This window comes from Shimazuella soli (genome assembly GCF_022511585.1).
Taxonomy (GTDB): domain Bacteria; phylum Bacillota; class Bacilli; order Thermoactinomycetales; family Thermoactinomycetaceae; genus Shimazuella; species Shimazuella soli.
Genome location: NZ_JAKWBN010000006.1, coordinates 137,908 through 160,074 on the forward strand (window position 1 = coordinate 137,908; position 22,167 = coordinate 160,074).

General features: G+C 41.2%; 32 protein-coding genes. 20 read left to right on the forward strand and 12 right to left on the reverse strand.

The features are described 5' to 3' along the window. Nucleotides 1–320 precede the first annotated feature (320 nt). The gene (gene rplM / locus MK805_RS13690) at nucleotides 321–758 is read left to right on the forward strand and encodes a 50S ribosomal protein L13 (protein ID WP_240876440.1); all 438 of its coding nucleotides are present in this window, start codon (nucleotides 321–323) and stop codon (nucleotides 756–758) included. Nucleotides 759–778: 20 nt separating this feature from the next. Further along, nucleotides 779–1,171 (forward strand): 30S ribosomal protein S9, encoded by a 393-nt coding sequence (gene rpsI / locus MK805_RS13695; RefSeq protein ID WP_240876441.1) that lies wholly within the window; start codon nucleotides 779–781, stop codon nucleotides 1,169–1,171. Nucleotides 1,172–1,300: 129 nt separating this feature from the next. On the opposite strand, the gene MK805_RS13700 is transcribed toward rpsI, so the two are convergent. Beyond that, on the reverse strand, nucleotides 1,301–1,567 hold the full coding sequence (locus MK805_RS13700; RefSeq protein ID WP_240876442.1) for an AbrB/MazE/SpoVT family DNA-binding domain-containing protein: 267 nt from the start codon (nucleotides 1,565–1,567) through the stop codon (nucleotides 1,301–1,303). 214 nt (nucleotides 1,568–1,781) lie between these two features. On the opposite strand from MK805_RS13700, the gene MK805_RS18210 reads away from it, so the two are divergent. Beyond that, complete coding sequence (locus MK805_RS18210) at nucleotides 1,782–2,000, forward strand: YczF family membrane protein (RefSeq protein ID WP_476712903.1); 219 nt, start codon at nucleotides 1,782–1,784, stop codon at nucleotides 1,998–2,000. Between the two features lie 2 nt (nucleotides 2,001–2,002). On the opposite strand, the gene MK805_RS13705 is transcribed toward MK805_RS18210, so the two are convergent. Both MK805_RS13705 and MK805_RS13710 read right to left on the reverse strand, forming a co-directional pair. After that, complete coding sequence (locus MK805_RS13705) at nucleotides 2,003–2,524, reverse strand: GerAB/ArcD/ProY family transporter (RefSeq protein ID WP_338057512.1); 522 nt, start codon at nucleotides 2,522–2,524, stop codon at nucleotides 2,003–2,005. Next, on the reverse strand, nucleotides 2,487–3,137 hold the full coding sequence (locus MK805_RS13710; protein WP_240876444.1) for a spore germination protein: 651 nt from the start codon (nucleotides 3,135–3,137) through the stop codon (nucleotides 2,487–2,489). The genes MK805_RS13705 and MK805_RS13710 overlap by 38 nt, the downstream gene beginning before the upstream one ends. Nucleotides 3,138–3,406: 269 nt before the next feature. On the opposite strand from MK805_RS13710, the gene MK805_RS13715 reads away from it, so the two are divergent. The 5 genes from MK805_RS13715 (at nucleotide 3,407) to MK805_RS13735 (ending at nucleotide 5,700) form a co-directional block, all read left to right on the forward strand. Continuing rightward, complete coding sequence (locus MK805_RS13715; protein WP_240876445.1) at nucleotides 3,407–3,781, forward strand: EthD family reductase; 375 nt, start codon at nucleotides 3,407–3,409, stop codon at nucleotides 3,779–3,781. A 23-nt stretch (nucleotides 3,782–3,804) separates the two neighbouring features. Further along, nucleotides 3,805–4,152, forward strand: coding sequence for a hypothetical protein (locus tag MK805_RS13720; RefSeq protein ID WP_240876446.1), 348 nt, complete (start codon nucleotides 3,805–3,807; stop codon nucleotides 4,150–4,152). Between the two features lie 152 nt (nucleotides 4,153–4,304). Further along, entirely contained in the window at nucleotides 4,305–4,571 is a 267-nt protein-coding gene (locus MK805_RS13725) for an AbrB/MazE/SpoVT family DNA-binding domain-containing protein (RefSeq protein WP_240876447.1), read from the forward strand. After that, the gene (locus MK805_RS13730; RefSeq protein WP_240876448.1) at nucleotides 4,558–5,010 is read left to right on the forward strand and encodes a putative toxin-antitoxin system toxin component, PIN family; all 453 of its coding nucleotides are present in this window, start codon (nucleotides 4,558–4,560) and stop codon (nucleotides 5,008–5,010) included. The genes MK805_RS13725 and MK805_RS13730 overlap by 14 nt, the downstream gene beginning before the upstream one ends. Before the next feature lie 96 nt (nucleotides 5,011–5,106). After that, nucleotides 5,107–5,700 (forward strand): DUF4309 domain-containing protein, encoded by a 594-nt coding sequence (locus tag MK805_RS13735; protein ID WP_240876449.1) that lies wholly within the window; start codon nucleotides 5,107–5,109, stop codon nucleotides 5,698–5,700. Between the two features lie 307 nt (nucleotides 5,701–6,007). On the opposite strand, the gene MK805_RS13740 is transcribed toward MK805_RS13735, so the two are convergent. After that, the gene (locus MK805_RS13740; protein WP_240876450.1) at nucleotides 6,008–6,409 is read right to left on the reverse strand and encodes an ester cyclase; all 402 of its coding nucleotides are present in this window, start codon (nucleotides 6,407–6,409) and stop codon (nucleotides 6,008–6,010) included. 36 nt (nucleotides 6,410–6,445) lie between these two features. Continuing rightward, entirely contained in the window at nucleotides 6,446–6,775 is a 330-nt protein-coding gene (locus tag MK805_RS13745) for an ester cyclase (RefSeq protein WP_338057513.1), read from the reverse strand. Here MK805_RS13745 and MK805_RS13750 point away from each other — a divergent pair. From MK805_RS13750 to MK805_RS13760, 3 genes are all read left to right on the forward strand, one after another. Next, nucleotides 6,740–7,159 carry an SRPBCC domain-containing protein gene (locus MK805_RS13750; RefSeq protein ID WP_255724654.1) on the forward strand — a complete coding sequence of 140 codons (420 nt, stop codon included), beginning with the start codon at nucleotides 6,740–6,742 and terminating at the stop codon, nucleotides 7,157–7,159. The two genes, MK805_RS13745 and MK805_RS13750, sit on opposite strands and share 36 nt — an antisense overlap. Nucleotides 7,160–7,346: 187 nt before the next feature. Then, nucleotides 7,347–7,730, forward strand: a complete 384-nt coding sequence (locus MK805_RS13755; RefSeq protein ID WP_240876452.1) for a hypothetical protein — start codon at nucleotides 7,347–7,349, stop codon at nucleotides 7,728–7,730. Nucleotides 7,731–7,836: 106 nt separating this feature from the next. Then, on the forward strand, nucleotides 7,837–8,616 hold the full coding sequence (locus MK805_RS13760) for a hypothetical protein (RefSeq protein ID WP_240876453.1): 780 nt from the start codon (nucleotides 7,837–7,839) through the stop codon (nucleotides 8,614–8,616). Between the two features lie 147 nt (nucleotides 8,617–8,763). Here the strand turns inward: MK805_RS13760 and MK805_RS13765 are convergent, their stop codons facing one another. Continuing rightward, complete coding sequence (locus MK805_RS13765; protein ID WP_240876454.1) at nucleotides 8,764–9,138, reverse strand: AbrB/MazE/SpoVT family DNA-binding domain-containing protein; 375 nt, start codon at nucleotides 9,136–9,138, stop codon at nucleotides 8,764–8,766. 260 nt (nucleotides 9,139–9,398) lie between these two features. Next, nucleotides 9,399–10,697, reverse strand: coding sequence for a helix-turn-helix domain-containing protein (locus tag MK805_RS13770; protein WP_240876455.1), 1,299 nt, complete (start codon nucleotides 10,695–10,697; stop codon nucleotides 9,399–9,401). A 228-nt stretch (nucleotides 10,698–10,925) separates the two neighbouring features. On the opposite strand from MK805_RS13770, the gene MK805_RS13775 reads away from it, so the two are divergent. The 6 genes from MK805_RS13775 (at nucleotide 10,926) to MK805_RS13800 (ending at nucleotide 14,510) form a co-directional block, all read left to right on the forward strand. After that, complete coding sequence (locus tag MK805_RS13775) at nucleotides 10,926–11,228, forward strand: hypothetical protein (RefSeq protein ID WP_240876456.1); 303 nt, start codon at nucleotides 10,926–10,928, stop codon at nucleotides 11,226–11,228. A 70-nt stretch (nucleotides 11,229–11,298) separates the two neighbouring features. Further along, nucleotides 11,299–11,535, forward strand: coding sequence for a hypothetical protein (locus tag MK805_RS13780; protein WP_240876457.1), 237 nt, complete (start codon nucleotides 11,299–11,301; stop codon nucleotides 11,533–11,535). A 196-nt stretch (nucleotides 11,536–11,731) separates the two neighbouring features. Further along, entirely contained in the window at nucleotides 11,732–11,992 is a 261-nt protein-coding gene (locus MK805_RS13785) for a hypothetical protein (protein WP_240876458.1), read from the forward strand. 132 nt (nucleotides 11,993–12,124) lie between these two features. Continuing rightward, a complete protein-coding gene (locus tag MK805_RS13790; RefSeq protein ID WP_240876459.1) occupies nucleotides 12,125–12,583 on the forward strand; it encodes a hypothetical protein in 459 nt (152 codons plus the stop codon). Nucleotides 12,584–12,641: 58 nt separating this feature from the next. Further along, on the forward strand, nucleotides 12,642–13,385 hold the full coding sequence (gene cwlD, locus MK805_RS13795) for an N-acetylmuramoyl-L-alanine amidase CwlD (protein WP_420833080.1): 744 nt from the start codon (nucleotides 12,642–12,644) through the stop codon (nucleotides 13,383–13,385). 57 nt (nucleotides 13,386–13,442) lie between these two features. Then, nucleotides 13,443–14,510 carry a P-loop NTPase gene (locus MK805_RS13800; RefSeq protein WP_240876461.1) on the forward strand — a complete coding sequence of 356 codons (1,068 nt, stop codon included), beginning with the start codon at nucleotides 13,443–13,445 and terminating at the stop codon, nucleotides 14,508–14,510. 16 nt (nucleotides 14,511–14,526) lie between these two features. Here MK805_RS13800 and gerD read toward each other — a convergent pair whose 3' ends face one another. Next, complete coding sequence (gene gerD / locus MK805_RS13805) at nucleotides 14,527–15,192, reverse strand: spore germination lipoprotein GerD (protein WP_240876462.1); 666 nt, start codon at nucleotides 15,190–15,192, stop codon at nucleotides 14,527–14,529. 244 nt (nucleotides 15,193–15,436) lie between these two features. Then, the gene (locus tag MK805_RS13810; protein WP_240876463.1) at nucleotides 15,437–16,423 is read right to left on the reverse strand and encodes a hypothetical protein; all 987 of its coding nucleotides are present in this window, start codon (nucleotides 16,421–16,423) and stop codon (nucleotides 15,437–15,439) included. A gap of 290 nt (nucleotides 16,424–16,713) precedes the next feature. Here MK805_RS13810 and MK805_RS13815 point away from each other — a divergent pair, with 290 nt between their 5' ends. The 3 genes from MK805_RS13815 to MK805_RS13825 all read left to right on the forward strand — a co-directional run bounded on the left by MK805_RS13815 (nucleotide 16,714) and on the right by MK805_RS13825 (nucleotide 19,798). Further along, nucleotides 16,714–17,871, forward strand: coding sequence for an RNA-guided endonuclease InsQ/TnpB family protein (locus MK805_RS13815; RefSeq protein WP_240876464.1), 1,158 nt, complete (start codon nucleotides 16,714–16,716; stop codon nucleotides 17,869–17,871). Nucleotides 17,872–18,004: 133 nt separating this feature from the next. Beyond that, nucleotides 18,005–18,646: a KinB-signaling pathway activation protein gene (locus MK805_RS13820; protein ID WP_240876465.1), complete on the forward strand. Its 642-nt coding sequence runs from the start codon at nucleotides 18,005–18,007 to the stop codon at nucleotides 18,644–18,646. A gap of 69 nt (nucleotides 18,647–18,715) precedes the next feature. Beyond that, on the forward strand, nucleotides 18,716–19,798 hold the full coding sequence (locus MK805_RS13825) for a polysaccharide deacetylase family protein (protein WP_240876466.1): 1,083 nt from the start codon (nucleotides 18,716–18,718) through the stop codon (nucleotides 19,796–19,798). A gap of 46 nt (nucleotides 19,799–19,844) precedes the next feature. On the opposite strand, the gene pdaB is transcribed toward MK805_RS13825, so the two are convergent. From pdaB to MK805_RS13840, 3 genes are all read right to left on the reverse strand, one after another. Next, nucleotides 19,845–20,615 carry a polysaccharide deacetylase family sporulation protein PdaB gene (pdaB, locus tag MK805_RS13830; RefSeq protein ID WP_240876467.1) on the reverse strand — a complete coding sequence of 257 codons (771 nt, stop codon included), beginning with the start codon at nucleotides 20,613–20,615 and terminating at the stop codon, nucleotides 19,845–19,847. A 142-nt stretch (nucleotides 20,616–20,757) separates the two neighbouring features. Then, nucleotides 20,758–21,327, reverse strand: coding sequence for a 3'-5' exonuclease (locus tag MK805_RS13835; RefSeq protein WP_240876468.1), 570 nt, complete (start codon nucleotides 21,325–21,327; stop codon nucleotides 20,758–20,760). 82 nt (nucleotides 21,328–21,409) lie between these two features. Beyond that, nucleotides 21,410–21,883: a glutathione peroxidase gene (locus MK805_RS13840; RefSeq protein ID WP_240876469.1), complete on the reverse strand. Its 474-nt coding sequence runs from the start codon at nucleotides 21,881–21,883 to the stop codon at nucleotides 21,410–21,412. Between the last annotated feature and the right edge of the window lie 284 nt (nucleotides 21,884–22,167).

The following is a 22,167-nucleotide window of genomic DNA, read 5'->3' on the forward strand; positions in this document are numbered from 1 at the left end:
AAATTCGTATTCCCTCCAACTCTCTCAAGAGGGGATCTGGCAGATTCCGATTAGAAGTTTTCAAACACAACCTAGAAATACTTGATATTCTATTTATCTAAACTAGGACAGGAAAGCTTTTCTCATCAATTTCAAAGTCTTGTATCTTTGGGGATTTCATTGACAATCACCCCTTTATTAGGGTATGATCGTATTTGGTATTTTCCGCTAGCCCCGTGGAAAATCATGTTCGGCAAAAAAGGGATTTCCCAAATAGATATGAACCTTCTAACCCTTTGCTTCGAGGGATAGAAACCTACTTTATTCAAGGAGTGAATACAATGCGCACCACTTATATGGCTAAGCCACAAGACGTGGATCAAAAGTGGTATGTGGTAGATGCAGCAGGTAAAACACTCGGTCGCCTAGCAACTGAAGTAGCTACCTTGCTTCGTGGAAAACACAAACCAACTTACACCCCTCATATTGATACTGGAGATTTTGTTATCGTTATTAACTCTTCTCAAATCAACTTAACTGGTAAAAAGCTAGAACAAAAACGTTACTATCGTCACTCTGGATTTCCAGGTGGATTGAAATCAATCACCGCTGGAGACCTGCGTGCTAGCCGCCCAGAACGAATGATTGAACTAGCTGTAAAAGGAATGCTTCCTAAAGGACCTCTTGGTCGCAGTCAGTTGAAAAAATTAAAAGTATACGCAGGTAGCGAACATCCTCATCAGGCTCAACAACCTACCCCGTATGAGCTACGTGGTTAATAGAAGGAGTGAAAATGTAAATGGCACAAGTACAATATCGCGGTACCGGACGCCGTAAAGAATCCGTAGCACGTGTACGTCTTGTAGCTGGTGATGGTCGTATCGTCATCAACGGACGTAGCATTGATGATTACTTCAATCTAGAAACCCTAAAAGCAATCGTTCGTCAACCATTGGTATTAACAGATACAGCTGGTCGTTACGATGTATTGGTTAACGTTGACGGCGGTGGATACACTGGTCAAGCTGGAGCAATCCGTCATGGTATTTCCCGTGCGCTTCTAGAAGTGGATAACGAGCTTCGTCCAGCATTGAAAAAAGCAGGATTCCTAACTCGTGACCCAAGAATGAAAGAGCGTAAAAAATATGGATTGAAAGCTGCACGTCGTGCACCTCAGTTCTCCAAACGTTAATGATCGAAACAAAGACTTCCAATCACATGACTGGAAGTCTTTGTTTATATGTGTTTTTGTTGTTAGACTGGTGAGCTGATGTTGTCTCTAATCTGCTTCTTTATTTATTTCTACTTTAGCAGTTGGCTTCTAGCGTAATTTTGTTAAATTGCGCAGAGTATCCTCATAGTTATAAAAGAGTTCTTTCATACCTTCTATAAACTCTTGATTTATATCTTCAAATTCTTCCATATTTACCCCATGATTTTTCTGGAAAGAAACTTTCCCTTGCTCCAAGTTAAAAACAATTTTATCCCCTTGTTTTATTTTCAGATGTTGTAAGACTTCTGCTGGCAAAGTTATTCCAAGGCTATTGCCGATTTTTGTCACTTTCCTCTCTACTTCTACCGTTGACACTTTGTCTCATTTTCCTTTCCTTCATTATTTATTTATGTATTCATCTGATCACTATTGATTTCATTGTTATTACAATTATACATGGTATTTTGTTTCTGTAAATGAAAAGCAGTATATTTCTACCAGTTTCTATTTTACCTATCGTCCGATCAAGTATGAGAACCTTTCATTCCATCCAAACTAACCATACGATATCTGTTTAAGGAGATTTTCTATGAAAGTATTAGGGATCTGGCTACTTTTATTCGTCTGTTGTATTTCTTTGAGTGTAGGCTTGGACATTCTGATAGGAAAATCATTTTGGCAAGCTATTGATAGCTTATGGACTTCTTTTAGTGTAATGAGAAAAGGGGAAATGAGCATATTTGCCCTCTTTCTATTCTTAAATCTTATCATACCGTATATAAACTACCGTAAAAGCAAAAAAATCTAATCCTAGGTTTTTTTTAGAGAAAAGTGTTTTCGGAGTAAAGAAACACATAACATAATGATTGGAATTCCCATCTGCATCGGAATATGGACATAATAAGGGACAATATCAAGCCCTTCTTTGAAGTGTTCCGATGTATTTTCCGCGATCACACACGATAATATCAAAATGATTGTAGCAAGTGGAAGGGCTACTTTTTTGTGAGGAATTTTAAATAGATCAGCACTTCCGATTACAGTTGCATAAGCATAAATAGTGATTTTGAAAAAACCTCCCATCACAAGAATGATACAAGCTAAAATATCTAATCTTTGAATAAAGGAATGGAAGGAATGGATGGAGACTTCCCCCATTGTTGTGAGGAGAGGAAATGGAGAACGGCTCACCATCGTTCCACCTAAAGCAGCAATGTCCATCGCAATGGTGAAGGAGATGACAATGCCAGCGATTATCATGGCGATAAAGCAATAGTGAAATCCTTTTTTTTCATTATTTAAATATGGAAATATCATGGTAAAGGCAATCATTTCTCCAAATGGAAAAGTAGCAACTATAGGAAAGGCAGTATTTGCTAATATTACCGATTTGCAGTGATTTCACATGCAGATTAGGACTTTTCAACCGGCGGCGAATTAAGGCTTGGTTGGTTTGGATGGATTCTGTGAAACTATCTTTTGGACCTCGGATAACAGTTTGTGATTGAGGAGGACTTACATCGCGAACGTTACCACCGGCTACACTAAGCACAAGTGCACAATCCCATCCATCACCTAAGACGACTAAATATCCAGATAGCAGGGATTTTATTGTTTGTTCTATATCAATGAGTTCTTTCGTGTCTCCAACTGAGATAATATCTTTTAAAGTTTCCATTGTATCGAGTTCTACGGATTTTTGCTTCAAGTACGTATTTTCCATCTTTACTGCCTTTAGAACAGACTTAATATCCTTTTCATCTACGAGTCCTGAGATATAAAGAAATGCCAATTGATGTTGAAGAAACGTCAATTGCTGAATAACTAAGTCCGAGCTATTTCCTAGAAATTCTTTTATTTTTGTTATATTGGAGATTAAGCTGTTTTGAATTGACTTAGAATTATAATCTTTGTTTTTCTGGAAACTTATATTTTCTGGGCACATGGGACGAGTTGCTCCATTTCTTTTATCTGGGTATTTTTAACATGAGATGGAAAGAGTTATTTTATACGCCAAAAATGAAATGAAATAAAACTACTATTGCTTTGTTTATGGTTAATGTTGAAACATCACAATAAATAGAATACCTATTTATTGTTGACGAAGCTGTATTTCATTTGTTAACAAAAATTCTTAGTATAAAGATGTTTTTGAATAGGATTGTAGTGTAATCTAAAATGTAAAGATAAAATAATGTAATAGGAGGTGTAGTGATGTACAAGCTAATGATTATCTTCAAGGAACCAGAAAATGCAGAAGAATTTGAGCAATTTTATTATGATGATCTTATTCCAACAATTGTGAATGTGGATGGGTTAGAAAGAATGGAACTTACCAAAATCAGGGTTCCTCTTGGATTTACGCGGGACACGCCAACCCCTTTTGATCTTCAGATTGAAATGTATTTTCAAACCAAAAAGTCATTTGAATTTTTCTTAAACGAAAGTGAGATTGGACAAGAATTTCAAGAAAAGTTATCGTCATATAGTGAACCAATCTATACATTTGCTTGGGGCCAAACAGAAGTAATTAGTAAGTCAGAGATAGTCTCCCGCTACAATGACTTTGTGATTAACTTAACTTCCTAATAGGCAGCAAAGGATGATGATAAATGATAAAAATGGAAGCATTGTTTCATACCCCCGCTGACAAAGCATTGTTTAAAAAGCAGATTCAGGAAGAGTTTCTTCCAAAGCTCTATCAAATGCCATACATAGAAAAAATTGAACTGACTCCCTTTTCAGATACCCCTGATGAACTCCAAGAACAATTTCTAGATCATCCCATTTATTATCAAGTTGGTATTTTTGTGAAAGAAGAAGATATAAAGAAATCGTTTGAGACAGAAGCTGGTATAGCTCTTGCCCAATATTTGAGATCTATGGGAGCAGGAGTAACTACTGCATATGGAGATACAAAAATTTTTTATCGCTGGGATTTGGAACAACTAAGAGGATAACTCTTGATTATTTTCATATATTTTGTACTTTTCATTCCTTTTACCTTAGAAAACACCTTTTCGATCGAAAAGGTGTTTTTTGCGTAATCAGAACTATGGATAAAGATTTGATCATACATCTAAAGTGATCAAACAAAAAAAGAGGGATAAAGATGGACAAAGCGAGACTAAGCGCGAATAATCAGATTACCTTGCCTGAAACCATTTGCGATAAGCTTCAACTTGAACCGGGGGATGTATTGGATTTTCTGGAAAATGAACAGGGAGAAATTATTATTAAAAAGGGAGCACGAATAGAGGGTTTATTTGCCGTTTTAGATGAGATAAATCATGAAGCACAGCAAAAAGGAATAAAAGAGAGCGATCTATTGGATGAGTTGTCTATAGTGCGGAGGAACAGACGCCTTGGAAAAGAATAAAAAACTCCGTGTCTATGTTGATACCAATATCTTTATCTCTTTGCTTGCATTTAAAAGCCAAAGAATGCGCCATTTTTTAGAAGTGGTGCAAAGGAAACACACTTTATTACTGTCTACAGCTGTTTTAGATGAGATTGATGAAGTATTGTCGAGAAGATTCCCAAAAGCGATACCTTTAGTGAGTCGAATGCTCCGTTATCTTCAATATGAATTGATCCCCACTCCTGCTCCTAATGATTCCATATACAAACAGATTGTAAAACAATTGCCGCCGATCAAAGACCCAGATGATGTCATTATCTTTGTTGGTGCGTGGATTGGTAAATCAGATGTGATTGTTTCCCATGATAAAAAGCATTTTCATACAAAAGAAGTAAAATCTGTATTTACGGTGATGACAGTTTATGATTTTTTGTTAATATATGATGTAAATCCCTAAAATTTACTTATATTGCCATATAAAATAGACAATTACCTATTTTATATGATAAAATAATTCAGTAATAAACAAAATAATCGAACAACAAGGGATGTAATGATGCGAAATTTTACAAAAATCTTAGTTACTACCGCTCTTGCGGTAGGAGTGACGATTACGGGTTTAGCACCATTAACCTATGCTGCTCCATTTACAAAACAAGTAGAACCAGAACAAGATCATAGAACTACTATCTTGCAGACGGAACAGCTGGCTACACAAGGAAAAGCAATCAACAGTGAAGACTTTGCGATAGGTACAAAGGGGCAGGATATCCAAAAACAGTGGGGAAAGCCTGATCCAGAAAGCTCCAGTGAAGATGCATATACGTACAGCAAACGAAACATAGCGTTTTTCTTATCCAATGGTCTGGTTACTCACATCGTCTCCTATGACAAACGATACGAGCCCATCACCTATAAAGAAGTGAAAAAAACATTAGGTGAACCATCCAAAGAAACAAGGGGCGATGATGGTGTTTATACCACTTATGAGTGTGGAAGAAAACTGCTTGTCATCTCTTATTACTACGATAAGACAGGAAAAAATCCAGATACGATAAACCAAGTTGTCGTGATGAATCAATACAAAGATATGACAACTGAAGAAAAACAGCAATATAGGTTGAAATGGCCTTCTTTGTTTAAATGAGAACCCTGAAATGAAAATGGATGAATTAAACAATCCCCCTTCTACTCTAAGAAGGGGGATTTATATGGTATTGCATTATTTACTCGGGGTACAGCATATGAATTAGCTGCACCGTACGGTCCCCGCTGGCCGCGGCCGACTCATCTCGAGGAGGTCGGTCGCGGTCAGCGGTACCTAATCTAGGTCCTTACCGCCCGGGTGTCACCACGGGCTCAACGTCTTCGCATCGTTTCCTTTCGGGTAGATAGCGGATACGTATGATAAGATAATTTTATTATAATTATGAATATACAGATTGTCAATTAATTTATTTTCCTCGAATTTGACTCCACATCGTAACCATATCGATCCAACCTCGGTGTTCGGTAATTCTCCCATCGACTACACGGTATTGACGGTAGAGGGTAACATCAATGGTATTGCCAGTTGGTGCAGTTCCAAAGAACATCCCTTGATGTGTCCCTTTTACATTCATTCTGACCAGCACTTTATCGTCTTTTGCCATGATCTCTTCGATGGTATAGCCTTTACCAGAAAAGGATTCCAATATGGTGGCAGCAAACTTTTTTAACCCTTCTTTCGATTGGTAAGTAAGTTCTTGATAATCCTCCGATAAAAATCGATCGATACAATCAAAGTCATTTTTGTTCCAAAATTGCTCCACAAACGCCCTTACTACTTCTACATTTTGCTGTTCTACTGTATTCATCCAAAACATCTCCTTTGGGTTTTTATTTTTCTATCATTAGCCTTGGATTTGAGGTAAAAGGGTACCAGTGTCAAACCAGCCTTTATGTTTGATTATCTTTCCATCTACTACTTGGAATTCGCGATATTGGGTTATTTGTACTGATTTTTTGGTAGGTGCGTTTCCAGCGAAAACTCCATCATGTACAGCAGTGATGATGATTCTTGCTATTGCTTTTTCTTCTCGGACAAAAACTTCATCAATTTCATATTCTCGATTGGTGAATGCTTCGGCTATTTGCGGAGAGAAAAACTGATCTGTCTCATTTAGTGTGTTTTCATTTGCTCGATCTTGAATAAATGCAGTTACTGGGATGCGATCACTGATCCAGAGAAAACGTCGAAGTTTTGGTTCAACTGTGCAGTGCGGTCTACTTGGGAAGAGGAATCCTCCTTTGAGCTATGGAATCAAGATGAGAAAAAAGCGGAAGGTATCATCTTAGACATTGCCCCTCCGCACAAACTTGTGCTGAGTTTCCGATTTCATTCTTTTCCAGGCACAGAAAAAGACACTCCATCACGCATCACATGGGAAATACAAGAACATGAAGCGATCCCGGGTACCACGCTTGTGACGGTGATTCATGATGAATTTGCACAAGCGGAAAATACAGCAAAGATCTTGGAAAATGGGTTGCCAATTGTCATTTCTGGTTTAAAAACTTTGTTGGAAACAGGGGAACCGCTAGCTAGTAAGGAAAATTCACGGTAGCAAAAAGCCTCTTAGATTCTCCTAAGAGGCTTTTATGTATAGGAAAACAACTATGCTTAGACTCTATTCTGCTGGATAAGGGATAACACCATAGCTGTTAAGTTAATTTCAAAATAGTTCCTCAAAATAAAATGGTTTATTTTATTTTTAGAAGATTATAAAATAAGGGAGCACAGGTAATCCCCTATTGTATTGGCCTAGAAGAAAAGAGAAATCTAGAAAATCTCACCATGCCGCGATCGGCACAACCGAAGATCTACAAGACCTACTCCTTAGGAGCAATGGTGAAACTTCCAAAAATTTCATGGCTGGAAGGCCGCTCAACACAGGCAAGGCGGTCACTGCTGATCCTCAGCATCGCCTCGATCCTGCTATCATCGATGGGACAGCTTGTATTCCCTGGACTGGGAATCAAGCTGGAAAAACAAGGCCATATCTTCCATTTGGGTTTGATCCTTATGGATGTTATGGCTTCTCAGATTGTGTTCACTCTGTTCGTACGGCGTTTGATCAGACGCTGGGGAGCCAAACACCCAGTACAGGTATCGCTACTGATCACTGTGGTACCTAGTGTACTGCTAGTCATCGCAATGCAGTACGGCAACTTGCTCTGCTACTATCTGGCATTTGGCACCTCCCCAGGTATTGGGAGCCTATGCTCAACGATCGTTTCCCTAATGCTTCGCAAGCAGCTCGGTGAAGATCACATCAAGGGAACCAGCCAGATTGGTCTTCTCACAACACTGGCAACGGCTGGCTGCACGTATCTGGGCTTTCAGGCACCTATGTTTATCTGGGTGATCATGAACGCAGTGCTCCAGTGGGCCATTGCGTTCATGCTGTGCTTCTGCCTCCCAGATGCCGACGAACCCAAGGAGCAGTCGCTGAAGGGCATGCTGCGTGATCCAGCAACGCGCATTAATGCCGGAAACTTCTGCATGCTGTTTGTGCTCTACTGTTTTGGCAAGCTGCTGCCGATCGCTGAGGTAGTGGACGAAAAACACGTGGATGTCCTGCTTCTGATGATCTCACTGCTGTCAGGGATGGCTCAGGTCACTTTGAGCAGTTATGTCAATAAGTACCGGTCGATGAGCAGCTGGATCATTCTGATCTGCCGATGCTGCGTGTGGGTTGGTCTTGGTCTGATCCTGTTCAGCGGAGGTTCATGGATTACGATCGGCATCGGTGGCGCCCTTTGGGCCTTGGGGCTTTGCAGTAATTCCATCGTCAGGCACGCGAGCTACGCCAACGCGTCAGACAGGGTGTTGGGCGGCACTCTCCCTAATGTGAACTGGAACATCTCAGGACTCATTGGAGGAGCCTACATTTGGCTCGCGGAGTCTGCCCATGTTTCCCACCGAACTGCTATGGATTGGCTCCTTGTTCCTGCGGGGATTTCCATCTTGTGCGCGGTGGTTACTCGGAAGCTTCACAAATTGCCGCCTAAGGACGAGTAGGACGAGCTGGTGCGACAGACTAAACAAACGAGTAGAAAGGCTGAATATTAGGGGATTGCCCGATGACCCACTAGTCCAACAGGGCTTGGGTCATCGGCAAATATGGTAAGGGTAAACGGCATTCGGTTCAGGCAACACAAAAGCACTCTATATCTTACCTCGACCACTTGATTCCTCCATCAAGTCACCAAAAAGCTCTGTTGTTTCATCTATGTTGTTCTCTCTGTGTTTTTTGGCAATATGTTTTCCTTCATCGATGATTTGTTCAAAGGCATGCTTCACATTTTTCCGATTTTTACGGAATTCTTCTACTAAATCTTCAGTTGGTATTCCTTGTTTCAGTAAATCTTCTAAAATCAGGTCGGAGAAATCAAAGAAGTGATCTTCATCTACAGGACGAATAACTAGTTCACCATCTTTTAAGATACAATCAACTTCCGTTTTGATTTGGAGTTTGTTAAAGAAGGATTGTGGAATGGTAATTTGTCGCTTGGAAGATACTTTAATTCTTTTTCTTTCCATCAGAGAAGCCTCCTCCAAAGAAAAAAGAACAAATTACATATGTTTCTTGTGTTATTATTATTGATCATCAGGCGGTCCTGGGAAGTCCATTTTTTTATCTCCTATCATTTAATCTCAAAAACAATGGGGCAATCTAATCTAATTAATCAGCATCAGGTGGTCCTGGAAAGCTCATTTCTATGTACCTCCCATCATTAATGGTTTTAAAAACAATAATTCATTTATCTAATCAGCATCAGGTGGACCTGTGAAATCCATTTTTACCTCCTATTTTCACTGTAGATTTGATGATACTCATCCAACAGTTCATAGTATTTTGTTCGATTGGAATCTCGATAACAACTAGCAATTTTCAAGAGTAGGTTTCTAATATTTCCTTGTTTTCCAAGTCGCTTATAGTTTTCGAGCGATTCTTCATAAACTTTTCTGGCTTTTTCTATTTTTTCATATTGAATGTAGTAGTCCCCAACACATTCTAATGATTCAGCTAATACTATCTTATTTGAAATTTCCTTCGATTTGTAGATAGCAGTAGTAAACATTTCATATGCTTTTTGAGAAGCGTTAACGTGTTGGTACAATTTCCCCATTTGGATAAAGATTTTTGGAACGAAAAACTTATTTTCCATGTGTGAACCCATTTTTATAGCAGATTGAAAGCAAACTTCTGCATTTTGAATTTCATTTTGTTGTTGGTAACACTCCCCTAAGGCTACCCACAGATAACTAGCGTGATCATACATCCGATTTATTCTAGCCATTATAAGGCCTTCAGTAGCTAGTGTTACCGCTTGTTCAAATCTGGATAGCTTGGTTAAAAGCCTTGTCTTTATTTCATACATACTAAGAATAACTTGTCGACTGTCAATATTATTTCTATTTGCCCATAAATCCTCTATTTCCAGCAATGCTTCCTCATAGCGTTTTAACTCTTCTAAATAGATAACTTTACTAATCAGTAAGTAGTGATAGATATGTTGTTTTTCACCTTCTTTATAAAAACTGTCGAGTCCTTTTGCTGCAAACTCCATCGCTTTATCTGCACAATCTTCATAAAAACTAATTCTTCCTAATGCATGATAACTTGCAGGAATAAAGTTATATTTTCGTAGTTCTGGGTCATCGTTTTCCACAACTTGCTGATAGACTACTTTTGCTTTTTCTTTTTTTCCTTTGCATTCCCAATATCTCGCCTTTAAATACAGTGCCCAAATACGATGGTATTCGCTTTCCGGCTTTATTTTCCGAAGTTCTTCCCATGCTTCATCAGGGGAGACCATGTTAAGGTGGTTTTCAATCGAGAGCAGTTTTAACGCGATATCTACTTCATCTGCTTCGTCGGCTTCCGTTTGGTATTTTTGAATTTCAACTCCAAGTTGTTCGCATAAGAAGATGACTTTTTCCCTGCTGACGGAAACACTTCCCCTTTCCATTCTGCTGATCGTACCAGTGGACAAAAACCCTTCTAAGGTAAGGTCTTCTTGGCGGTATCCTTTTTTCTTTCTCGCTTCTCGTATCTCGGAAGCTAATTCCGCAGTGACATAGAGATGAGTTTTCATATCAACACCTCAAAAAAAATTTTTTGGATAGTTTGTATGACAAACGCTTAATTTTAATGAAGCGTATGCTGTTTACAAAGAAGTCTCATTAAAATTCGGGCTTTTCCCCGGAATTTTAACGGTTTTCATAGGTTATTATTCTTTGTTGGAATTAATTTCATAATTGGTAAAATTCATTATACTATGCGAAGATGTGCTTGAAAATCATATTTTTTAGGAGGTATTTCGATGATTCAATTACAAATCACAGGAGAAGTAGCAGAAGTACAAGCTTTTGTCCACTATTTGGGAGAACAGCCTATGTTTCAAGTAGAGGAGAAAGAAGAAGAGAAGGGGTATGATCATGATTATTTTTCGCTCACTTGCGTGGTGAAAACAAGTCTATTAAAGCCATCTTTGCGGACTGTACATAAAGTGCATCTTGTCACCCCTGATCGAAAAAATATGGTGATTGAGCTGTTAGATGCGAAAGTGAAGAAGGTTGGAAGCAGTGTGACCATCACAGGTCGAAGCTACGATATTTTTACTTGAGATAGAATATTATTCAAATTATAATTATTTTGCCCTCCTATCTGAACAGGAAAGAGAGCTGCAAGAGCTGATGGACGATCCAGAAGAGCGAGTTATCCAACTCGCAGGAGAGTACCGCACTCTCTACAGCGAAATGACTCAAGCTGTTTGTGAACAGCAGAGAAAGATCAATCAGCTTGATGGCAAGGAGCTGACACAGGCACAAACAGACATGCGGAACATGAGCTCGAACTACTTTGTGTGTTTCCGAGCGATCTTTGACGCCATTCCTGAGGATCAGAGAGCTCTTTTTCGGAAGCATGCGTAGTAATCCGCCCCACTCTGCCAGACTGGTGGAGGAGGGGCGGAAACGGGAGATCATTATTTGGAATATTAAAAATAAATCGTAAGTGAAGCATAGCTATGCTATAATTTTTACGAAAGCTCAGTACAAGAGAAAGGCTACCCGTATGAGTGCACCTAGGCTTGTACTTGTAGCAAATCCCGGTGGCGAAGTGAATCCCATGGATGTGACGGAGGAAACTGCCGAAGAAACTCTAGAGGAACTCCGGGAAAGGTTCATCGAGATCCGTGACCGATACGCGGAAGTATGTGAGGCAAGTACTCGCTTGTGCGATCGCATCGGTGATGGTCTTGCCTCTCAAAAAGAGATGGACGAGCTCCAAGCCGGAAAGTTCTCAGATAGAGAACAGGTTTATGAGGACTTCATGAACAAGATGGACAAGAAGCCATACGAAATACAAGCTGCTGTGTTTGGTTGGTGAAAAAGCAGTGTTACAAACGCCAGCCAAAGCACCCCCCTGTCCAAGTTGACGAGGGGGGTGCTGTGTTTTGTGCGTATATTTTTCCCATTCCCTTGTCGACAATGGAGGTAACATGAGACAAGGAGCCGTTACATGGGGAGACTTATTCAGTTTGAGACACTGCGTGCTACATATGAAGAACAACTTCGCGATCGGGCGTTAAACTACTTTCCATGGGATGAGATGGATAACATTAAGAAAACACAGGTGTTTCCAATTGTGCGTTATTGGTCGCGTGTGAAGCAAAATATCGTATTAGAGGCAGTCTATCGATTGGTATATGACGCTTATGTGTGGGGGATGCGGTCTGCAAAAGCAGCTCGTGCTATTCGAATGCGCGAATTTGCTGATGAATCTTGGGAACGTATTTATGCAAAACACTTTACAGAAGAAGGATATGAGTTGGTTAAGTCTTGTATGGCTCAATTCGCTGTTGAGCATTGGCTGGATGAACGAGCACTGACGGAGATATATCTACTAGGGGAAGGACTTGTTATTCATTGGTTTTGCCAAGGTGTAGAAGCAGAGTGCAAACGAAGTCGACATCGATAGTGTGATAAGCCTGTCTTTATATGCATACACATAGGAAATAATAGTGAGAATCTGGGCGGTGAAGATATTGTGGGAGAAACTTCATGAATCGTTGCGGGAGCAAAAGTTTTTGTGGCTGGCAATCTCGTTTCTGTTTGGATTTCTTACCATTCCTATGTGGTTTCACTTGGATTTGCAGCAATCTTGGTATACATGGACGATGCCTTTATCCAGCAAAGTAATTGTGATCGATGCTGGGCACGGTGGAATCGATGGTGGTGCCGTAAGTAGGGAAGGACTAGAAGAAAAAGAAATCACCCTAAAAATAGCCTCATATTTGCGTGACTTTCTTCAGCAGAGTGGTGCGTATGTCGTCATGACACGAGAAACTGATACAGATTTAGCAGGGGAAGGAAATGGGAAGAGCAGATGGAAAGCCAGGGACCTTTCCCAGCGCTTGAATTTTGTAAAACAAGAAAATGCAGATGTGTTTGTGAGTATTCATGGGAATGCCTTTCCCGGAAAGTCACGTGGAGCACAGACTTTTTACAATCCTACTCGTGAAGCAAATAAGAAGTTAGCTACATTTATTCAAAATGAATTAATTCATAATTTGGAGAATACACACCGAGTGGCAAAAGCGAAAAATGATGTATTTTTATTAAAATATTCCCCTGTTCCTACAGCTTTAGTAGAAGTTGGTTTCCTCAGTGATGCCGAAGAAGCTAGATTGTTGGGTGACGAAAAATATCAGCGAAAAATAGCTGCCTCGATCTACTATGGCATTTTAGCATACCACTCAGATATAATGAAAAACGAATAATATATACGAGTGCCCATTTTCCTTTTTGGGTGGAGTTAAAACGAGGTGTCCACTTCCATGATAACGGCAGAGCAAGTATTAGAGGCTTTAAAAGGGGTAAAAGACCCAGAAATCGATCGAAGCCTCGTTGAGTTAAATATGATTCGCAATATCCAAATCGAGGGTACTACCGTTTCCCTCGATGTGATCTTAACCATCCAAGGATGTCCTTTGAAGGTGAAGATCGGGGAAGATGTAGAAGATGCGATCAAAGCTTTGGGAGCTGAAAAAGTTCATGTGACATTCGGTTCGATGACAGACGAAGAACGAGCAGCTCTTTCGCAAAAGCTACGAACTCCTCAGCAACAAACAGGTACTTCAGACTTACTATCTCCAACTTCTAAAACAAAGTTTATTGCAGTTGCAAGTGGAAAAGGCGGAGTAGGGAAATCAACTGTCACCGTAAATCTCGCGGTATCTTTGGCTCGACTTGGCAAAAAAGTCGGAATCATCGATGCAGATATTTATGGATTTAGTGTTCCCGATATGATGGGTATTGAACAAAGACCGGTTGTCATCGATGAAACCATTTTACCTGTAGAGCGTTTTGGAGTAAAAGTCATGTCGATGGGCTTTTTTGTTGATGACAATGCACCAGTAGTCTGGCGCGGGCCGATCCTCGGTAAAATGCTGCGCAACTTTTTTCATGAAGTTCATTGGGGAGAGCTTGATTATTTGCTGCTCGACCTGCCTCCGGGAACAGGAGATGTTGCTTTAGATGTTCATCAAATCATCCCTCAAAGCAAAGAAATCATAGTGACCACTCCTCATGCAACGGCTGCTTTTGTCGCTGCAAGAGCAGGAGCAATGGCACTGCATACAACCAAGCACGAATTGCTCGGAGTTGTAGAAAATATGTCATGGTATGAAACAAGAGATGGCGAGCAAGATTATGTGTTTGGACGCGGCGGGGGGCAAAAACTGGCAGAAGAGCTTGATGTCGAACTGCTGGCACAAATCCCGCTCCGTGCTCCAGATACACTTGATCCTAATGATCCATTGTTCTCTCCATCTATTTATGATGAAAAGCATCCCACAGGGAAAATATATCAGCAACTTGCCGAAAAAGTAATTGCCAAAGCGTAAACAAAAGGAGAACCGATTAATCTCGGTTCTTCTTTTTGTTTATTGGTGCAAAAGCACTCTGCCCTTGTTCTCCACCTTGTCCTCCCCCTTCTTCTCCTTCCCCTTCTTCTCCACCTTTCTCTCCTTCTTTTTTCTGCCCCCCTTCTTTTTGCTGTTCTTGTGAGAGTTTCATCAGTTTATCTTTGATAGTGGGGATTTGCAGGGACTCAGCGATCACTTTCATCACTTCTTTTCGGTATTCGCTGCTTTTTGTTAACTGAAGTAGCTGTTTTTCAAATTCTGGGTCTTTCATGATGTCCATCATCGATTTTTGGTATTCCGGATCTTTCATCAGAGCTTTCATCATTTGCTGCTGTTGTTTTTCTGTCGCTTTGGAAAAGCTTTCAGCTACCTCAGGTTTTGCCATCATCGTTTCTAATTTTTTTTGCATTTTAGGATCAGCAAATGATTTTTGCATCATCGCTTCTATCTTTTGATCATCCATCAACATCTGCTGTTTCACTTCTGGCGTACTGAGTACATCTTGAAATACTTTTTCCCCTTCTTTGGAATGAAGAATATCGAGCATCATTTGTTTCATTTGCGGATATTGAATTTCTTGTTGGGATTGTTGTGATTTCTGGCTGCAAGCTGTAAGACCTATTACGAACAACAGGAGCCAAGTTATATATTTTCGATACATGATAATTCCTCCGACAACACTGTTTACTGCTTAATATGAGATGAAAAAGCTTTGGTTATGCGGAAATATGGGTAATTTCCAATAGTTTCTTTTTGGAGGAATAAAAAAGACCAAAGCATGTCTTTTGCTTTGATCTATGATCTATGAGTATATCATTATATGCTCGGGGCGGCGGGGACAGGGTGTTGCATCCTGTCTCCGCCACCGGACGGAATCTACTGGGGGAGGGAACGGTGGTAGGTGATCATTCGGACGGGTTTCCCCTCCACTGCCATGCGAACCACGGGTTCTCAGTATCGCTGGAAGCCTGAGTCACAGAAGTCGGAAGCTGAGTGGTGTGTCCACCAACGACGTGAAGATCCCGCGTTGTGGGAGCCGGACGCTGAGCGGGATAGCCGCCAGAGACCCGACCATCCTGAGTTGCGGGAGCCGGACACTGAGCGGGGTAGCCGCCATGCATCCGATCAGTCTGCGTTGCAGGAGCCGGACGCTGGGCGGGGTAACCGCCAGAGACCCGACCATCCTGAGTTGCGGGAGCCGGACGCTGGGCGGGGTAACCGCCAGAGACCCGACCATCCTGAGTTGCGGGAGCCGGACGCTGAGCGGGGTAACCGCCATGCATCCGATCAGCCTGCGTTACAGGAGCCGGACGCTGAACGGGATAGCCGCCGGCGACGCGAATATCCTGAGTTGCAGGATCCGGAAGCAGAGCAGTGTTGATGTACCGGCCTTGCATGTTGCCCCGGTGTCGGGAGGGGTCCGGAACCGCCCTTTCTTCCCGAATCCGTTCTTGCTCCTCAGCGTGAAGTTTCTTTCCGGTGTCGTGCAACAGCCTGAGAGTTCCCATCAGCGGGAAGTTGCGCCCCGTCAGAATGGAGCTCCTCACGGTCTTGTTCTTCTGTTCTTTCTGGAACCGGAGCTCCTCCTGGATGTGCATGAGCAGCTCATTGCAGCCGATGAGCAGGTTATGGAGGGTCGAGCCGCTGGTCTTGTTGTGACACAGCTTCCTCAAGTTCTCCCGAGCGAGTGCCAACTGCTCGTCGCTGTTCTGGGGGATGGACTTACATCCGTCCTCGTAGCCCTCGTCGTAGCCCTTGTCCTCTCCCTTCAGGAAGGTCCTCTTCTTGTCGATGAACCATGCAGCGATGAAGGCGAGGAGAGCGACGAGCACCAGGAAGATCACTTGAAGAGGGTTGCTACCCATCTCCCGGATCGATTCCATGTAATCCACTACTGTGTTCCCTTCCGGGGTAGATTTCGCTTATCCTCATTCTACCAAGAAGGATTTTCCAAGAGAATTCCTTTTTTTCTCTAAAGTGAAAATTTTTTTGGAATAGGGTGACATGTGAAAGAGAAGGGGGAATGTGCTACAATCTTAGACGAAGCAAGGGAGTGACGAAACAGTACACGCTTTTGTAGAAAAATAGAAAACAAGTGAAAAGATATACGTACGAAAATTCTTTTCGCAAACAGGAGTTCGTCTTTTTCTGTCGAATAAGGAAGACAGAAAGGAGGAGGAACATGTTTCTCGCATTTAAAACCGAACTCAAACCGACTCCCGAACAATGCACGAAAATCGCCCAAACGATTGGTGTTTGTCGCTTTCTATACAATCGCTTTTTGGCACTGAATGTTGATCGTCATCGAACCGGTCAGTCGTTCATGAGCGGTTATGATTTCGACAAATATGTGAATCACGAACTCGGGGAAGAACAACCTTGGATCAAGCATACTTGTGGTAGTAAAGCAAGAAAAAAGGCAATTATGAATGCACAGACAGCGTTCCAGCGTTTTTTTCAAGGGCTATCTAAAAGGCCGCGTTTCAAGAAGAAACAACGCCAGGATACTGGTGCATATTTTCCCAAAAATAACAAAGGAGACTTACTCGTCGAACGCCATCGGATCAAGGTTCCAACCATCGGTTGGATACGGCTCAAAGAATATGGTTATATCCCAACGGATGAGAAAGTAATTAGCTGCACCCTGACACAAAAAGCAGATCGGTATTACATCTCCGTGCTAGTGGAAGTAGGGAGTACGCCTGCTACTACTGATCTACATGGGTCGGGTCTTGGTGTTGATCTTGGCATTAAAGGCTTCGCCTTCACCAGCAAAGGGGAGTCATTTCGTAACATCAACAAGACTTCCACCGTCAAACAAGACGAGAAACGTTTAAAACGCGCACAGCGCGCGTTATCTCGTAAATACGAAGCAAAGAAACGAGGTGAAAAATCTGCTACTGAAAGGGGAAGCAACATCAGAAAAAACATCCTACGCGTGCAAAAACTGCATCAGCGCCTAGCCAATAAACGCAAAGCATACCGTGCGTGGGTGGTGAGTCAACTGGTGAAAACCAAGCCAGCTTACATCACCATCGAACAGTTACATGTGCGTGGCATGATGAAAAACCGTCATTTAGCAAAAGCGATTGCTGCTCAAGGATTTTATGACTTCCAACAACAACTCCAACAAGCATGTGTAAAATGGAAGATCGAACTAAGAGAAGTCGGATTGTTCTATCCTTTCAGCAAGCTGTGTTCGTGTTGTGGTAGGAAAAAAATCAAACTTTCGCTGTCGGAACGGACTTTTCACTGCGACCACTGTGGCTATAAAGGCGATCGGGATATCAACGCAGCGATAAATTTGGCGCAAGCGCGCGAATATGCGATACTCACCTAACGAGTACGTATATGTGTACCGATGGCTAATCGGGAATTTACGCCTGTGGACAGTTATACAAACTATAGTAGCGAGCTTTTGGCGAGATAGGACTGGTTGAAACAGGAAAAATCTGGACATAGGATGTTTTTCTATGTTTTTAGTAGCAGTGCTCATACATATGACATTAAAAAAATTGTTCTTTTGGATTGTTTCTACCCTGATCGTCGGAGCTGTGCTGTCCATTGTATTGGTTTATGGAATCCGTGCAGTGACAGGAACGAATCTGGGAGAGTTTACTCAGATACTATTGACAGGATTAACATTTGCGGCGGTTGCCGAACTCGGATTTTTCTCTTATTTGGTCTTCAATTGGTTAGCAAAAGGCTTTTTGCGCAATCCAAAGCTCTTTTCGTCGATTCAAATTTTTTTAATCCTCATCCTGCTGTTTAATTTGATTTATTTAAATACAAGTAAATTTGCAGGGTCATCTCTGACAGCTCATTTGGTTGTACCGCTTGTGATTTTGCTTGTTTCTCTAGCAGTTGCTTGGTGGAAGTCAGCAAAAAGTGTTGCCGGGGCATTTGTCCCGACGTTATTTTTTATGGTGGCGGCAACAACATTGGAAGCGATCCCTTCGATCAATTCCAAAGCTGGGGAAGTCCCGTTGCCATTTGTCGTTTTTACTGTATTGATTTTACTCGTTTGTAACAGCTATCAGATTTTACAGCTTTCTTGGCTGGTCACTCGTTCACAAAAAAATAACGAAACTGTTAGAAAGAGGTCCGATTCATAGCGGCCTCTTCTTTTATTTTGCTTATATAATCGGAATGTAGCCGACAAAACCTCCGAAGAGGGGAATTATATGACGAGAAGAAACACATTGCTGATTGGAAGCATGCCTTTTTTAGACGAGAGGGATGCGATGACCAAAGCAATTCAAATTCTAGGTGACTCGCTTATTTCCTTGCCGGATGGGGAGATTGGAGAGAAATCAGAAGAATATCCAAATGGAAATCGGTCTGCTTGGATTAATTCCGTTATTGATAGTTGTCTGAAAGATAAAGAACACTGGGACACACTAAAAGAGGCAGAGCGCGGTTCTAATGGGTTTCCCTTATCATATCAAGATGCCGTGAAATTACAGCCTAAACATTCGGCAGCAGATATAGACCAGTATTTAAATTTTGGATACTTGGATTACTTTAAGCAGAGTTATCCGATATTCCAGCAGTTGCGGACAGAATATGGTTTGTCTGGATTAAAGTTTCAAGTGGGGATCCCAACGGGTCTTGCGCTTAGTTTGATTATGCTGCGGCCTCTTCAAGCGTTCCGTTATCAAGAGGCATTCAACCGACAATTGGCATATGAAGTAAATGAAATGATCCGTATCGCAGAAGATGACGTCATTATTCAGATTGAAGCGCCTGCTGAAATAGCGCTGGCACAGCAACTTCCAAAAATGATGAATGGGATCGCTGTAAATAGTTTACTTTCACTGGTTGAAAAGTTAGATACAACAACAACTATTGGTCTGCATTTTTGTTGGGGAGACCTAAATAATAAAGCACTGACCCATGCGAAAACATTAGATAAAATGGTTCACTTTGCAAATAAATTAATCGAAAAATGGCCGGAGATCTATCGACTTGAGTATGTTCATTTCCCTTTAGCAGAAGGGGAAGTTCCTCCTTCCTTAGAATTGGAGTATTACAAGCCTTTGAAGTATGTTCATCTGCCAGAAAATATAAGATTTGTGGCTGGTTTTATTCATGAAAAGCGGAATTTTGAAGAGTCTAAGAAAATTTTAAAACATATCGAATCCGTTCGCAGTCATACTGTCGATATCGCATGTTCATGTGGATTAGGCCGTAGAAATCCGGAAGTAGCAATATATTTGTTAAAGTTAACTGGGCAATTGCTCGAAGTAGACGGTTTTGGGGTATAAAAAAGAGATGCTGACTTTGTAGTTAGCATCTTTTTTGGCTGGAAGTTTAGTTTACTGATTTTTGCTTAACATCTGACCCTGCTAGTAACTCGGATACTGTCACAAACTCATAGCCTTTTGCTCGAAGTTGGTCGATGATCTGAGGAAGGGCATCTTTTGTTTGGCGGCAGGAGTCACTGGCATGGAGCAAAATAATATCTCCTGGGTGTGCTTTGGTTACAACACGTTTTACAATCTGATCGACACCAGGATTCATCCAATCGCGTGAATCGGTATCCCATTGAATCGATTTATAGCCCAGTTCATCGGCAATTTTTAGTACCCGTTTGTCAAAATCGCCATTTGGATATCGTATAAGATTGAGCTGTTTGAGACCTGTTACCTTTTTTAAAATGCTGTCTGCTTTGGTGATCTGGGTTCTAATCTGTTCGTCGGATAAAGTGCTGTAGTTTTCATGTTTATGACCATGACTGCCGATCTCCCACTTGGCATCGACGATTCGTTTTACGATATCAGGGTGACCTTCTGACCAAGGAGAAGAGAGGAAGAAGGTAGCTTTTTTTATCCCTTTTTGCTCAAGTACATCAAGAATCGGGCCGGTTCGCTCTTCCCCCCAACTGATATCAAAGGTGAGTGCTACTACTTTTTTATCGGTTTTCACACTATAAATCGCAGAAGGTCCATTATTGTCTAATGGGAGAAATACATCAACATTTTGTCGCTCGGCATAGACGATACCCGCTGCAAAAACCATTCCAAGAGCTAGTAAGCCGACTTTTTTTAACTGTTTGGCTGATAGTATCCAGAAAAAGTTCATTTTAAAATTGACCTCCATCCGTTTGTCCTATTTTCATCGTATGGGCGGTCGGGACAACTTATGTCTTTTTCTTGAAAGGATAGAGGTGCAAATTTTCCTTGATCGATTTTCTGAGTGGGATAATAACGAGTGTGAAATGAGATTAAGCCAAATATTGCTGAATAGAATCTTCCCAGCTCCAACCATCTGTCAACATCTGTTTCACAATTTTAGAGATGTTCCGTGCATCATCCATTCCTCGATGGTGCGTTCCTTCTAGTTCCAATTTAAGGTGGTACATGGCACCTTTCATCCCCATTTTCCTCACTTGATAAAAATCACTATGGGCTTCTTTGAGATTGATATGTTTGGTGGAAAAAGGATAGTCTACATGAAACCGCTGACACTGTTGTTTCAATTGTTTTCGATCGTAATGACCCCAAGAACAAAAAATTGTCTGATATTTACTAGATAGCTTTTTTAAATTAGGGATAGCATCTACAAAGGATATTCCTTGATCTACTTGTTCTTGACTAATCGAAGTTAGCTCTGTGCAAAATTCACTGAGAATTGGAAACAAAACAGGTTGAACAAATTGCTGGTATTCTTTCACGATGCTATGTGTTTGAGTATCGAAAATAACCCCGCCAATTTCGATTATTTCACTGAAAAAGTTTCGTGGGGGATTTTTTTGATGGCAAGTAGCTTCTAAGTCGATAATAAATAAATTCATCAAGACACCCTTTTAGTTTTTTATTATATAAAAACACCTCCATCCTCGTATAGATTCAGGTAGGTGTTCTTGTCGATTATTCCTACAAAAGCTCTTTGATTTTATCGGTCATTTTTTCTGGTTCCGTATTTGGGGCGAAGCGTTTTGCTACTTTACCATCCCGATCGACGAGAAATTTTGTAAAGTTCCATTTGATCGCTCCGCCAAGGATTCCAGAAGCCTCCTTGGTGAGGTGTTTGTATAGAGGATGAGCACTTGCTCCATTGACATCTATCTTAGCAAATACGGGGAAGGAGACACCGTAGTTCACTTGGCAAAAGTCTTGGATTTCTTCGTTTGTTCCGGGTTCTTGTCCAAGAAATTGATTACAAGGGAAACCGAGGATTTCTAATCCTTGATCTTTGTATTTCTCATATAGCTCTTGTAAGCCTTTATACTGAGGTGTAAATCCGCATTTGCTCGCAACGTTTACGATTAATAATACTTTTCCGCGGTAGTCGGCGAGTGATTTCTCATCGCCTGTGGCGGTGGTAACGCTGATATCATATATGCTCATGTTATGTAATCTCCTTTTTGGTTGGAATAACTAACTATAGTTTAGCAGAGTAGGAGAGAGAAGCAAAAAAGTAATTTTGAAAAAATGAGAAGTACATCCCTTTTCATTTAGAATGACAAGGGCATATAATAAATATAGACGGATGGTCCGTCTAGAATAGGAGCATCTTTTCTGATGTTGGGAATCCAAATCAATCCGGATGACGACAACGAGGGCGACAGGACCGCGGGCAACCGTGGAAACAACGGAGGCCGCGGCCCCTGGAACGACTGACCTCTGCTCCT

Coding starts and splice junctions, on each gene's coding strand:
- MK805_RS13775 (WP_240876456.1), top strand. CDS start 10,926: ATGATTCAATTACAAATCACAGGAGAAGTAGCAGAAGTACAAGCTTTT.
- MK805_RS13760 (WP_240876453.1), top strand. CDS start 7,837: ATGCTTCGCAAGCAGCTCGGTGAAGATCACATCAAGGGAACCAGCCAG.
- MK805_RS13710 (WP_240876444.1), bottom strand. CDS start 3,137: ATGTGCCCAGAAAATATAAGTTTCCAGAAAAACAAAGATTATAATTCT.
- MK805_RS13815 (WP_240876464.1), top strand. CDS start 16,714: ATGTTTCTCGCATTTAAAACCGAACTCAAACCGACTCCCGAACAATGC.
- MK805_RS13790 (WP_240876459.1), top strand. CDS start 12,125: ATGGGGAGACTTATTCAGTTTGAGACACTGCGTGCTACATATGAAGAA.
- rplM (WP_240876440.1), top strand. CDS start 321: ATGCGCACCACTTATATGGCTAAGCCACAAGACGTGGATCAAAAGTGG.
- MK805_RS13720 (WP_240876446.1), top strand. CDS start 3,805: ATGATAAAAATGGAAGCATTGTTTCATACCCCCGCTGACAAAGCATTG.
- MK805_RS13800 (WP_240876461.1), top strand. CDS start 13,443: ATGATAACGGCAGAGCAAGTATTAGAGGCTTTAAAAGGGGTAAAAGAC.
- MK805_RS13780 (WP_240876457.1), top strand. CDS start 11,299: ATGGACGATCCAGAAGAGCGAGTTATCCAACTCGCAGGAGAGTACCGC.
- MK805_RS13740 (WP_240876450.1), bottom strand. CDS start 6,409: ATGAATACAGTAGAACAGCAAAATGTAGAAGTAGTAAGGGCGTTTGTG.
- pdaB (WP_240876467.1), bottom strand. CDS start 20,615: ATGAACTTTTTCTGGATACTATCAGCCAAACAGTTAAAAAAAGTCGGC.
- rpsI (WP_240876441.1), top strand. CDS start 779: ATGGCACAAGTACAATATCGCGGTACCGGACGCCGTAAAGAATCCGTA.
- MK805_RS13785 (WP_240876458.1), top strand. CDS start 11,732: ATGGATGTGACGGAGGAAACTGCCGAAGAAACTCTAGAGGAACTCCGG.
- MK805_RS18210 (WP_476712903.1), top strand. CDS start 1,782: ATGAAAGTATTAGGGATCTGGCTACTTTTATTCGTCTGTTGTATTTCT.
- MK805_RS13770 (WP_240876455.1), bottom strand. CDS start 10,697: ATGAAAACTCATCTCTATGTCACTGCGGAATTAGCTTCCGAGATACGA.
- MK805_RS13705 (WP_338057512.1), bottom strand. CDS start 2,524: ATGATTGCCTTTACCATGATATTTCCATATTTAAATAATGAAAAAAAA.
- MK805_RS13820 (WP_240876465.1), top strand. CDS start 18,005: ATGTTTTTAGTAGCAGTGCTCATACATATGACATTAAAAAAATTGTTC.
- MK805_RS13825 (WP_240876466.1), top strand. CDS start 18,716: ATGACGAGAAGAAACACATTGCTGATTGGAAGCATGCCTTTTTTAGAC.
- MK805_RS13735 (WP_240876449.1), top strand. CDS start 5,107: ATGATGCGAAATTTTACAAAAATCTTAGTTACTACCGCTCTTGCGGTA.
- gerD (WP_240876462.1), bottom strand. CDS start 15,192: ATGTATCGAAAATATATAACTTGGCTCCTGTTGTTCGTAATAGGTCTT.
- MK805_RS13725 (WP_240876447.1), top strand. CDS start 4,305: ATGGACAAAGCGAGACTAAGCGCGAATAATCAGATTACCTTGCCTGAA.
- MK805_RS13765 (WP_240876454.1), bottom strand. CDS start 9,138: ATGGAAAGAAAAAGAATTAAAGTATCTTCCAAGCGACAAATTACCATT.
- MK805_RS13835 (WP_240876468.1), bottom strand. CDS start 21,327: ATGAATTTATTTATTATCGACTTAGAAGCTACTTGCCATCAAAAAAAT.
- MK805_RS13715 (WP_240876445.1), top strand. CDS start 3,407: ATGTACAAGCTAATGATTATCTTCAAGGAACCAGAAAATGCAGAAGAA.
- MK805_RS13840 (WP_240876469.1), bottom strand. CDS start 21,883: ATGAGCATATATGATATCAGCGTTACCACCGCCACAGGCGATGAGAAA.